Origin of the sequence: Acinetobacter cumulans (genome assembly GCF_003024525.3) — a bacterium.
GTDB classification, from domain to species: Bacteria; Pseudomonadota; Gammaproteobacteria; order Pseudomonadales; family Moraxellaceae; genus Acinetobacter; species Acinetobacter cumulans.
The window spans coordinates 2,686,985-2,700,224 of record NZ_CP035934.2 but is presented as its reverse complement, the minus strand read 5'-3'; the positions used below and the strand labels follow the sequence as shown (position 1 = coordinate 2,700,224).

Below are 13,240 nucleotides of genomic sequence, written 5' to 3'. Positions count from 1 at the left end.
TCTAAAGCCTAGTAATTTCTAGGCTTTTTTTATGGGGCTTAATTGTGTGAAGATGCTTTTGACTGAGTAGTTTAATAAAATAGAGTGAGTTAATGTTTTGAAATATATTGATTAATGTCTCATTATTGCTGTGTTGCATGATCTTTTACAATATTTTTTTTGCTATCCTCAAAAAACTGATTTAATCTGCGCGCATATAGGCCTGAGCGTACGCTATGATTTCATGGTTTTTTATGGGTTGGGTCATCACCATTTTATTGACACCAGGTCCCACCAATACCTTGTTGGCATCATCAGGTTTACACGTCGGTGTTAAAAAGTCTTTCCGCTTGATTCCTGCTGAAGCCTTTGGCTATTTGCTGTCTATTAGCTTTTGGGGCTTATTGATTGGGAAAGTGACCGCTTATATTCCCGCACTGCCTCCTATACTGAAGCTGTTTAGTGCAGCATATATGTTGTATTTGGCTATTCGCTTATGGAAAACCGCGAACGCCGTACAAGATCTAGATCAGCCCTGCATTCGCGCTTGGGAGCTTTTTCTCGCAACCTTGTTAAATCCGAAAGCTTTATTGTTTGCATCGGCTATTTTTCCTGCGATTGCTTGGAAAAACTCGATGTATTACACAGCGCACATGCTGGCCTTTTTATTACTTCTGATTCCGATTGCATTTTTTTGGACATTTATTGGTTCGATGCTGGCATCCAATAAATTCCGTTGGCTGAATCAATATACGATGCAACGAACGGCATCGGTGGTACTGATGGGCTTTACGTGTCAGTTGAGTTATCTGACTCTTGCTAGTTTATAAAGGCAACTTAAATTTGCTGAGCATCAGTCAATTGGTATTCAGCAAAATTGATATATTTTCATTGTAAGGGTTTTCAGTTAAAGTACCATGCAATAATTGATGTACAGTATTTTGGATAGTAACAATGGCAATTAAGTCTGATCGTTGGATTCGCGAAATGAGCGAAAAACACGGCATGATTGAACCGTATGCAGAAAATCAGGTCCGTTTAGATGAAAATGGTGAAAAACTGATTTCTTACGGCGTTTCAAGCTATGGTTATGACGTGCGTTGCGCGCGTGAATTTAAAGTTTTCACCAATGTTCATTCTGCAATTGTCGATCCTAAGAATTTTGATGACAAAAGCTTTATCGATATTGAATCGGATGTCTGCATTATTCCTCCGAACTCATTTGCACTTGCACGTACAGTAGAATATTTCCGTATTCCACGTAATGTATTGACTGTATGCTTAGGTAAATCGACCTATGCACGTTGCGGTATTATTGTGAACGTGACACCACTTGAGCCTGAGTGGGAAGGTCATGTGACTTTAGAATTCTCAAATACAACAAATTTACCAGCACGCATTTATGCAGGTGAAGGCGTTGCGCAAATGCTGTTCTTTGAATCTGATGAAGTATGTGAAACATCATATAAAGATCGTGGGGGTAAATACCAAGGTCAAACAGGTGTAACATTACCTAAGGCTTAAATGAAATTTAAAGCATTAAAAAAGCAGGCAACAAAGCCTGCTTTTTTTGTGATTCATTCATCGGAAATTGAGGTGATTTAGCGAGTTTGTTTTGCATTTGTATAATAATTACGCATAATAAAAAGTTAATATAGCTTGGTATAGAACCCATCACAGGATGAGATGGACAAAAAAAATTGGTGCCAAGTAAAGCAAAAAATATAAGAAAGATGCGGTGCATCTGATAAGAAAGGAAGGTCACGATGACTCAATTAAATCAAGCATTCCGGTTCCGCCAGAGCTGTTTAGTTGCAGCAGTTAGTATGTTGCTTGCACCGTCTGTTTATGCACTTCAAGATTTGCCAGATGAAGCATTGTCAAATACGACAGGTGAGGGCGTTGCGTTGCTCCCTGAAAACTTCAAGTTTGTTTTTCAGGGGCCAAATGATCTTTCTACAGCTTCAAGTTATAACAAGACACCGGCTGTCACCAATCCAGAAAAATATGATACAGGTTTTATTCGGATTATCCCGCGTGGGGGTAATTATGAACAGTTATTCGAACAAAGCCGCCAAGCAGTCTATGATAATGCCTACTTTCAAAACTATACGGCAAAAGTGACAGGTTATTATCAGACCTATTACACTGATGTTTATAATGCTGAATACAAAAATGTATATAACAATACAGCCACAAGAGCCGCTGTCCTTCAGAATTTCACTACGACCTATAAAGCAACTTTTGAAAGCCAAAAAGTAGAAGAATTTGCTGCACAGCAGTATTATATTGATAGATATAATACGTTATATCAAGATAAGTACGACAGTTATAATTGGTGTTTTCATACCAGTAGTTTAGTTTGTAAGAATAAAGAAGAAACACAAGCTTGGGCTTATGACGAAGTCCGTAAGGAAATTCGCAACGATAAAGCAGCTGATATTCAAACTTATGCAAATGCACAGCTTGCACAAAAAACTGATCAGGAAATGGATTTACGTGCAATCCGTTCTGCAAAAGCCAAAGCACAGGAAAGTTACACTTCTAAAGAGTTAACCTTAAGAACCTCTGCTGTTGCGGCAGCAAATACTGCTTTAAACACGACCGATCATGTGGCGGCACTCAAAGCATCTAGAAGTAAAGCCGATATCTTTATTTATGGTTTAGCCTTGTCTAAAAGTAATGGCAATATGAACCAGCGTTTTAGTAATCAAGGTATTAATTGGGGCACTGCTGAAAATCCTTGGTTATTCCGTTCAGGTACAGCCAAAGACATACAACAATATAATGCACAAAATAAAGCCGATATTGCTTATATTGCATTAGAAGCACCATTAGCACAGGTGGGCGGAAATGCTACAGAAGATAAGATAAAATTGGGTTTCTGGACGGATATTTTCTCACGTACATTAGATTCAAGCAATAAAGTCAATCAATTGACTGGTGCACCAGCTGATGGTTTGGATAAAGACTATCGATTACGTGCACAGTTTGTTGCCAATGGCCTGAGCATTGATGGTTCACAAGTACGTTTGTTCCAAACTCAGCCGTCTACAATTACGCAGCAAAGTCAAACACTTGGTATGGCAAGTATATTACGTTTAAATACCAATGATGACCCATCAAAATTAACCATTAACGATACCAATCTAGATGCAAAAGGCATTCGTATTAGTACGGCGGCGAAGTCTGATACAGACGATGGCACAGCAAGTACACCTGCTTTAGATGGAAGTTTTGCACCTTTATTTAATGATAAAGAAGGTTTGTATTTATATAGTACAAACATTAACTTGGTACTAGGTAATATGTATCAGCCATTTATTATTGGTTCGGAAGGCAATAACATTATTTTGGAATTAACAAGAATTCCAAATGTACCCGAGATATATACCAAAATTTATAGCTATTATGCTGATACAGACGCGAATAATACACTTATTAAAAAAGATACGAACGGTGCACCACAGTTAAAAGGTGTGGATGGAGTGTATCGTACGCTCATGGGCTCTACATGTAATGTTGCAAGTTGTGGTACCAATACCTCGCAAATTACTGCGAATGGTACAACCAAAGACTATCAAGGGACGAATGCGACACACAGTAGTATTGCAATTGGTAGTGTTACACGTGATACCAGCACCAATATGTTAAAGGCGAATCGTGATCAAGCATCGACAGGTATTGTATTTAAAAATGCAGCAGGTACTGCGATCAATTTAGGTTCAGCAGCCATTGATGGCGTGCTCATTCAGCATTTAAAAATCAAAACAACTGGGCTATAAGGATGCAAGCTATGTTGAAGAAATCTTATCTCGCAGTTGTATTACTTGTGTCAGCAACTGCGCATGCAGGACTTACAGGCTTAGATGCCCAAGAGTTACAAGAGGTACGCGGTCAAGGCGGCGCTGATTTTAATTGGACATTGTCTTTAAACCATCGATATGCCAATGATTTAAGCAAAAAAGATATTTCATTGCATGACTTACAAACAGGTCAGGTTGCTAGTATTGATGATGCATACTATACCTATAGTTGCCAAAATAATGTGCAATGCCGTTTAGCGATTTCTCCAAATAACCATACAGAGAAAGGCAATCAGAAGTGGTTGGTTTTTAAACAAATCCAAGGCACCATTCAGGTTGAGAAATTCTCTTTAGAGGGCACCACGATTATTAATAAAAATGGTGACCCGCAAACAGCCATGAAATTGTCTTTTTTTGATGATAAGCCTTTAAAAATTCGTAACTTAGGATTTAATAATCTCTCAATTGAAGCAGATGAAGGTGATCAAAAGGGTTATTTAAAAACAACAACTTATGGTCAATATCAAGCATATACAATCGATAGTACAGGAAAGAAAACCACTTTTGCTACGGATATTCCTGCTTTTGATAAGGATACAGAAACAGGATTTATGGGTCTAAATATGCATGGCAATTTGCACATGACTGGAGACCTAAAAATATTCAGCTATAACTGTACAGGAGCTACGGGCGCACGCTGTTAAAGTATTAATTGAATAAGGACGTTGAGATGAACAAAATAATAAAATTAAATCTCCTCACAGCTTGTATATGTATTGCCAACCAAAGCTATGCGCTTGAGGCACTAAGTGACCAGACACTTAGCCATGTTACAGGACAGGATGGGATCTCGATTACACAAGAGGTTTCTCGTGTAGAGGTCAAACAAGCAAACTGGATTGACTATTCAGAAGCTGGAACCAAGCCTATTAAATTAGGCTTGCATGATGTGGTGATTACGCCAACTCAAGGCAATACCAATATTGTGAGTAAAGTAAACCTCGATGTAGGTACGACTCAATTGGCTTCCAATGCTAAAGGTACAGGTATCCAGTTAAGAGCAAGTGTTTCACCATTTACGGCAGTTGCATCTAAAATTATGCTGGTGTGTGCGCCCAACTGTGCCACAAATGAAAGTGATCAAAACTTAGGAAGTTTGACCTTTTCAACCATTTCACCACTTGAAGTTTATTTGGCAACAACCAATGGCTTATTTAATCGTAATGATAAAGCTCACTTAGAGTTGAGGTTGCAAAATGCCAGTATCTCTTATGGTCAAAATGGACAAAACCTCACACTCAAAGATTTCAACTTCAATCTGACCGCTGATGGTTATATGTACATTGATCCCAAAGATGGCATTGTACTTACCACAAAATCTGCTGATGGAAAGTCGGATAATTTTGTCCAACTTGTACGTGCTGAAGATAAAAGCAAAAATGTAGATGCGAGCCGTACGGGCACAGCAACCAAGCCGGGCGTAAATATTGATGTACGTTATGGTAAAGATGGCGAACAGGGTAATGTTATTCGTTTAGGTGCTTCGGGTGCCTTAACCAATGGCCGTATTATGCTGAATGCAAATCAGAGTGGTGTTGCAAACTTTAATACTGTAAATAAGGGATTAGAAAAATCTAATACTGCAGCGACAGGATATGGTTTTGCACAAGCAGGTGGTTTGCATATGGCCATGTCTGCTGATTTTACGCGAGCAGATAGTGGTCAGACTACAGTTTCTGGTCGAACGCCAACAACATTTGAGCTCGGCCATACAGGTACGGGTAGTTATGCGATTGAGTTTTCGAACTTAACACGCCTTAATGTGCGTAATTCAAGTGTAGTAGGAACACCAGTTAGCACGCAAAATGCGTATATTGATTTTGGCGATATTTACATTAATACCATAAGAACCAATTCTTTGGGCTTTATGATTAATGATCAAATTAAATCTATACTCAGTGCCAGTAGTAATGAGCTGATATATAACCCTTCGCCAAGTGCAAATCCACAAACGATGGCATTGATTGCTGTTCGTGGTATGGATTTTCAAGCGATTGCTCGTACAGCGCGATTTATTTCTGACAATAGTTTGCCAGTCAATAATGCAAATTCTGGAACTTGGGGCTTAGGTTTACCAATTTATAACCTGAATGCCAACTTAGGAATTTTTGCAAAACAATATGTGAACAAAGCAGGGGCGACAAAATCTGGTTTGGGTTATGACCTTGCTATGTCTACAGATGGTTATCGTTATGACAGCGTAACTGGAAATGCATATACCACTTCCATTTTGGTTTTAGATGGTGAAAAGCGAACCTTAAAAGACAGTAATGGCGTAATTTTGAAGGATGCGAGTGGTAATGCGCTTAAAGGAGAAGAGGTCAATTATTATGCGGGGTTGCGTAATATTGATTCTTACATCAAAGCCAATGGCGTGATTGGCTTTGAAGATAAAGAGATTTACGTTAAAGCCGATAGTTTATTAATTGCAGCCAAAGCCGAGATTGCAATTGGTCAGTTACCAGGATCGCTATATAACTGTTCTGGGACCTGTGGTACTAAAATTGTCCCAATTGATAATTTTGGTCGCAAAGATGATGTACTTGCATCGATTGCTTTTAAACTGGATGGGAAAGGTGAGTTATTTATTATTCCAGGTTTAGAAACAACAGACGGGACACCAGATACAAACTTCTTATCTTTACAAGCAAATTTTCAATTTAAACCATTAACAGATAAGAATGACCGCGGTAGTTACATCAGTTTAATTAATGAAGATGTAAAAGCTGATGGTACTGTGGCAAATGAATCGAGTATTAACCTAAATCGCCTACAAGGGGATCTTGGTTTAGAAACACGTATTCATATGCAAAAAGACAGCGTGGTTTTGGATAACCAAGTTAAATTTAATCGCTTGTCTACAAAGACAGACACCATTACAAATGGTGCTAAAGTGTTTATAGCTGAACTGGCAATTGCACCTGCAGGGGCAATGCAAAAAATCGCAGATATAGCAATTCCAGGTGGGGTAATGCGCAGTTCAATGGGTATTACACCACGATAATTATAGTTTTACAGGGAATGACAATAATGAAAAAAATATTAGTGGCGACGATCGTCAGTAGTTTGTGGGTTTCAGGGAATGCAACTTCATTTCAGGCGCTATCGGATTCAGAATTATCTTCGGTTGACGGTCAAGCTTTACTGAATTTTTCGAAAGATAATTATACTTATACCAATGCCAATAGTGAAAAAGTTGAATTCTTCAAACTTGGCTTGGGCGCAGAGATGGAGCTAAACACCAATATTAAATCGCTACAATTAGGCTGTGGTGGTGATAAGGGTGCTGGTAAATGTGATATTGATATTTCAAACCTTTCTATTAGTGGTATGCCTTCAAGTTTTGATGCCAATGGTGTGCCAGTTTATGATTCCAATGGTCGTGCGAGCACCAGTGCAAAAATCACCAACCCATTTATTGAATTTGCAATTAAAAATGGGGGGAAAGCATCCACACGTGAAGTCGTTGGCTTTCGTTTAGGTGCTGATGCCATTAGTGGGCTGTTGACGGCAGGTACTGACAATACAGTAAACCCCTCAGATGGTATTCAGTCTTTTTCAGGTTATATGAAAATGGCAGCCACCACAGGTGATGTAAATACCAAGCAGAGTACCTTTGGTGATTCAAAAACTGAAGAAATTAAAGGGAACCTTACAGCCAGTATCTTAGGTTTGGAATTTCCTCGTGAATTTAAAAGTGATTCAACAGCTGCAGACAACAAGGGTGTAACAGTTCCAAGTATTAATGTGAAATTTAATATGCCAGAAACCGTCGTTTCAGGTTCGCGTTTATCTGTTGCGAATGTATCAGGTATTACAGCAAGCATTAAATCTATTCCTTTAGCAGCCAATTCAAGCATGACGCAAGCGCAAAAAGATTTGTTTGCTAATGATCAGTTGTTGGTAACTTTTGATCCGATTCTAGGTTTGGCTAAAAAAGCAATTTTCAAAATGGGGGAAGGCTCAGATATTCAAAACCTCAATATGGAAATTGCATTTAATCAGTCTTTAAGTATGGTACATAATATTCCATTATCTGGTACAGGAGGGTATTTGTCCTTACAAAGTGAGACTTTGAAGTGGGCAGGTACTGAGGTGCAAGATACAGCCCAAAAAGGCTGGTGGATGTCCTTTAAAGACCCAATTCAGTTGGGCTATTTACAAGCTAAAGATCAAGTGGATATCTCGGCAGTACTACCTCAGGTGGCTAATTTAGTTTCGGACTTTTTATTAGATGAAAATAACCGAATTACAACAGGTACAGGAGAATCATTGGGTACCCTATTTAATACTCCTGTAGTGAAACTTTTAAATATTGATTTGGGTAATTATACGCAAGCGAAGCCAGCAACTATTGCTTTAAACTCGCAAATATTGCAAAACCAAACGGTTGTGTCGAACTGCTTTGGTGGTCTGAAGTTCTGTTAATCGGTGATCATAAAAAACCCGCATTAAGCGGGTTTTTTATTTAGAAAAAATTATTTAGCAATCTTAGCTAATAATTCTTCTTTAGTGATATTTACAGATTCAGCATCACGGCGACCTTTATATTCAAAAGTACCCGCATCCAAACCTTTTTCACCAATCACAATACGGTGTGGAATACCTGTGATTTCTAAGTCAGAGAATTTCACACCTGGACGTTCGTCACGGTCGTCTAGAATCACGTCATAACCTGCAGCTTGAAGTTCTGCATAAAGCGCTTCAGCAGCTTCAACAGTACGAGGTGATTTATGTGCATTCATTGGTACGATCGCAACTTCAAATGGCGCAATCGCTGCAGGCCAAATAATGCCTTTGTCATCAAAGTTTTGTTCAATGGCAGATGCAACAACACGGGTAACACCAATACCATAACAACCCATTGTTACAACTAATGGCTTACCATCTTTACCTAATACTTTACAGCCAAGTGCTTCAGAGTATTTTTGGCCCAATTGGAAGATGTGACCAACTTCAATACCACGTTTAATTTGCAGTGTACCTTTGCCATCTGGAGATGGATCACCTTCAACCACATTACGTAAATCATAAACTTCAGTGAATTGGGCATCACGCTCCCAGTTCACTCCAACTGCGTGTTGATCAACAATGTTTGCACCTGCCACAAAGTCAGATAATACAGAGGCTGCGCGGTCTACAATTACAGTAAGGCCTTTTTCAACCAAACCTTGTGGACCACAGAAGCCAGCTGTTAAACCGTATTGCGCCAGCTGTTCTTCAGTTGCAAATGTTAATGGTGATGCAATTAAAGGATGTTTTTCAGCTTTAATTTCATTCAGCTCGTGGTCGCCACGCAAGAATAATGCAACAACAGGAACTGCTTTGCCTTCTTCTGCTACGCCCTGAACAAGTAAAGCTTTAACTGATTGAGCTGGATCTGATTTTAAGAAAGCAGATACATCTTCAATGGTTTTTTGATCTGGCGTTGCGACCAATTCAAATGCTTTGTTTGGTGCAGCACGCTCACCAACCAATACAGCTTCAGCCATTTCTACGTTGGCTGCATAGTCTGATTCAGTCGAGAATGCGATATCGTCTTCACCGCTAGATGCAAGCACATGGAATTCGTGTGAACCTGAACCACCGATTGAACCCGTATCTGCTTGTACTGGGCGGAAGTTTAAGCCCAGACGTGTAAAGATACGGCAATATGCGTTATACATATTGTCATAGGTTTCTTGCAGTGACTCTTGGTCAACGTGGAAAGAGTAAGCATCTTTCATAACGAATTCACGTGAGCGCATTACACCAAAACGTGGACGAATTTCATCACGGAATTTAGTTTGAACTTGGTAGAAGTTTGCAGGCAATTGCTTGTAGCTTTTGAGTTCATTACGCGCAAGGTCTGTAATCACTTCTTCGTGTGTAGGCCCAAGTACGAAATCATTGGTATGGCGGTCTTTAAAGCGAAGTAGTTCAGGACCATATTGTACATAACGACCAGATTCTTCCCAAAGTGAAGCGGGTTGTGTGACTGGCATTAAGACTTGAAGAGAGCCTGCACGATCCATTTCTTCACGAACAATCGCTTCTACTTTATTTAATACGCGAACGCCTGTAGGCAACCAAGTGTATAAACCAGAAGCTAACTTACGGATCATCCCCGCACGAAGCATCAATTGATGAGAAATAACTTCCGCATCGTTTGGAGTTTCTCTTAACGTTGCAAATAAAAAGCGGCTTGCGCGCATGAACGGTGTCCTAAAAAGATTAAGCGTTAAAGCTGAGATTATACAATAAAAAATGAGGTGTACATTTTTCAAGTCACCTCATTGTGTTGGGTAAAATTATGACATGATTTTTTTAAATTGGCGCATCATAAAGATTTTAAAGTCATCTAAATAGGTGAAGATAACGGGAACCACGACCAATGTTAGGAGGGTAGAGGTAATTACACCACCAATCACGGCATGTGCCATAGGTGCACTTTGTTCGCCACCTTCACCTAAGCCGAGGGCTAAAGGGACCATACCCATGACCATTGCACTGGTCGTCATTAAAATTGGGCGCAGTCGAGTTTTACCTGCAGCAATAATTGCATCATAACGTGAAGTGCCTTCATCCATAGCTTTCTTAATGAAGTCGATTAGTAGAATCGCATTTTTGGTGACCAGCCCCATCAACATAATAATGCCAATGATGGAGAATAAGTTCATGGTCGATTTAAATAAAAATAATGCTAAAAATACACCAATTAACGATAGCGGTAGTGAAGCCATAATCGCTGCTGGATGAATAAAACTATTAAATTGTGAGCCCAGCACAATGTAGATAAAGACAATCGATAAAGTAATAGCTGTAATGGCATAACCTGCTGATTCAGCCATATCTTTATTGGCACCTTGGGTTGCAAAGCGATAGCCCGGTGGCAAGTCAAATTGATCTTCTACTTTTTTAATGTCTGCACCAATGTCACCCGCAGGTCGGCCCGCTGTATTGGCTTGTACCAAGACCTCACGTGCTAAATCACGGCGGTTAATTTGTGAGGCCCCTAAGGTTTCTTCAAAACTAGCCACTGAAGAAAGTGGTACAAGTACGGGTAAACCAGTGGCATCGGTTTTTTGCGAAGTGATATACATATTTTGTAAGTCAGTTGGCAAGCGACGAGTATTTTCGGCTAAGCGCACATTGACATCGTAGGTTTCGCCTTTCGGATCTTTCCAAGTGGTGATGTTGTCACCTGCAATCAATGGACGGACCACATTAGCGATTTGATTCACTGATAAGCCTAAGTCACTGGCCACTACACGATTAATATGTACACCTAAAGTTGGTTTTGGTTCTTTTAATGAGCTTTCTAAATCGACAATGCCATCAATTTTTGCCACTTCATGCATAAAGCGATCGGAAATTTTTTGAAGTTCATCAAGGTCGGGCCCTTTGATGGAAATCATCACAGGTTTTTGCCCGCCAGACACGGTTTCATCCGCGGAAGCCACAGAAGTAATGGTAATGCCTGCAACACTTTGCAATCGTTGGCGGAATTCATTGTTGAGCTGGGTGAGCGTTTGTTTGCGTTCAGTGCGTGGTGTAACACCTACACGAATACTAATATGGTTTTTACCACGATCTGTAACGCTATTGATTGATCCATACGTTGAACGAACTTCTGGATGTTCACGAATAATGGCATCGACCTGTTTTAATTTGGCTTGTGAATATTGCAAGCTGGCATCTACAGGCGTTTCAAATTTAATGCGAATTTCGCCTTTATCAGGTACAGGTACAAATTCTGTCCCAATCATTTTAGATAATGCCAAGGCACCAAATAGTGACGCAACAGCAACTAAAATGGTTACAAAACGGAATCTCAAGGCAAGTTTGAGGAGCTTTTCATAATGATGGCTCAAGTTATCTAATTTGCTTGAAATCCAGTTGAAAAAGCGCTGTAGGGCATTGGGCTTTTGATTTGGATTATGCTTTTCGGCCCAATGCGCGGAAAGCATCGGGTCTAATGTGAAGCTGACAAACATTGAAATCAGTACAGCTGTACTTACAGTCACACCAAATTGATAAAAGAAGCGACCAATAATCCCGCCCATGAAAGCCACTGGTAAAAACACAGCGACAATCGTCAGTGTGGTCGCTAATACGGCCAAACCAATTTCTTTGGTACCATCTAATGCAGCAGTCACATGGTCTTTGCCCATATCAGCATGACGCACAATATTTTCCCGAACCACAATCGCATCATCAATCAATAGACCAATACTGAGTGATAAAGCCAGTAAGGTCATCATGTTGATGGTGAAGCCGAAGGCCCAAATAAAGGTTAAGGTGCCAAGTAATGCAATAGGTAAAGTCAGACCTGTAATGGCTGTAGAGCGGAATGAGCCTAAAAACAGTAAGACAATAAAGATGGCTAAAATAGCACCTTCTACAATTGTGCGCGCGACATCTTTAATACTGCCACGAATCCCTTTGGAAGAATCAACAACAATCTCAGCTGTTGTGCCTTCTGGCAATTGGGTTTTAATACGTTCTAATGTTTTACGAGTATTATCCACGACCTGAATAACATTCGAGTCAGAGCTTCTTAAAATATCAATAGCCACGGCAGCTTTACCATTTAGGAAAGCGCTGGATTCCATTTCCGCTTGGCTATCTTCAATTTTGGCGACTTGCTTTAAAAAAATGGGCGCGCCATTTTTATTGGCAATCACCAAGTCACCAAAAGACTGCGGGTGGATCACACGCGATTTAATTTCGACGACAAGTTCAGAGGTGGCTTGATCGAGCGTACCGCCAGGTACTTCAATGTTTTCATTTTTTAAGGTATTCAAAACCTTATCAATACCAATACCAAAACTTTGCAGTTTTTGAGGCTCAATTTGAATACGGATTTGGCGTTGTGAGTCACCCAACAGGTTAACAGTCCCCACACCACTGACTGTTCTGAGCTGCGGTACGATACGTTGATCTAAATACGAGCTTAGATCACGCAGAGACATATTTTTAGATTCAAATACAATCGACATGACCGCACTAGCCGTCGGGTCATAGCGTTCTACAATGGGGTCATCAATTTCATCACGAAATTGAGCACTGACGGGTGCAATTTTGTCGCGAATATCTTGCGCTGCAACAGAGGAGGGCACATCTAAATTAAATTCAACGATAATTGTTGATAACCCTTCACTAGATTTAGAAATAACCTGTTTTAAACCAGAGATGGTGTTGATCTGATCTTCCATTTTCTTGGTAATTTCAGATTCGACCGACTCTGGAGATGCGCCAGGATAGTTGGTATAGACCACCACGAAAGGAAAGTCGACATCTGGAAACTCTTCGACGCCCATGCGTTGCCATGATGCGAGCCCTAAGACCATCAGACAGAACATCATCATAATGGTGAATACAGGGTATTTGACACTAATTCGGGTGAACCACAT

8 protein-coding genes are annotated in these 13,240 nt (G+C 40.0%); 6 read left to right on the top strand and 2 right to left on the bottom strand.

From position 1 onward, the window contains the following. Positions 1–215 precede the first annotated feature (215 nt). From C9E88_RS12715 to C9E88_RS12690, 6 genes are all read left to right on the top strand, one after another. Positions 216–809, top strand: a complete 594-nt coding sequence (locus tag C9E88_RS12715) for a LysE family translocator (protein ID WP_106985081.1) — start codon at positions 216–218, stop codon at positions 807–809. Positions 810–933: 124 nt separating this feature from the next. Beyond that, positions 934–1,503, top strand: a complete 570-nt coding sequence (dcd, locus tag C9E88_RS12710) for a dCTP deaminase (protein ID WP_067730924.1) — start codon at positions 934–936, stop codon at positions 1,501–1,503. Between the two features lie 242 nt (positions 1,504–1,745). Then, positions 1,746–3,764 (top strand): hypothetical protein, encoded by a 2,019-nt coding sequence (locus C9E88_RS12705; protein WP_106985080.1) that lies wholly within the window; start codon positions 1,746–1,748, stop codon positions 3,762–3,764. An 11-nt stretch (positions 3,765–3,775) separates the two neighbouring features. Further along, positions 3,776–4,489: a hypothetical protein gene (locus tag C9E88_RS12700; RefSeq protein WP_106985106.1), complete on the top strand. Its 714-nt coding sequence runs from the start codon at positions 3,776–3,778 to the stop codon at positions 4,487–4,489. Positions 4,490–4,515: 26 nt separating this feature from the next. Beyond that, on the top strand, positions 4,516–6,849 hold the full coding sequence (locus tag C9E88_RS12695; protein ID WP_106985079.1) for a DUF6160 family protein: 2,334 nt from the start codon (positions 4,516–4,518) through the stop codon (positions 6,847–6,849). Between the two features lie 26 nt (positions 6,850–6,875). After that, complete coding sequence (locus C9E88_RS12690) at positions 6,876–8,273, top strand: hypothetical protein (RefSeq protein ID WP_106985078.1); 1,398 nt, start codon at positions 6,876–6,878, stop codon at positions 8,271–8,273. Between the two features lie 50 nt (positions 8,274–8,323). On the opposite strand, the gene C9E88_RS12685 is transcribed toward C9E88_RS12690, so the two are convergent. Both C9E88_RS12685 and C9E88_RS12680 read right to left on the bottom strand, forming a co-directional pair. Then, positions 8,324–10,039 carry a proline--tRNA ligase gene (locus C9E88_RS12685; protein WP_106985077.1) on the bottom strand — a complete coding sequence of 572 codons (1,716 nt, stop codon included), beginning with the start codon at positions 10,037–10,039 and terminating at the stop codon, positions 8,324–8,326. A gap of 96 nt (positions 10,040–10,135) precedes the next feature. Further along, a complete protein-coding gene (locus tag C9E88_RS12680; RefSeq protein WP_106985076.1) occupies positions 10,136–13,240 on the bottom strand; it encodes an efflux RND transporter permease subunit in 3,105 nt (1,034 codons plus the stop codon).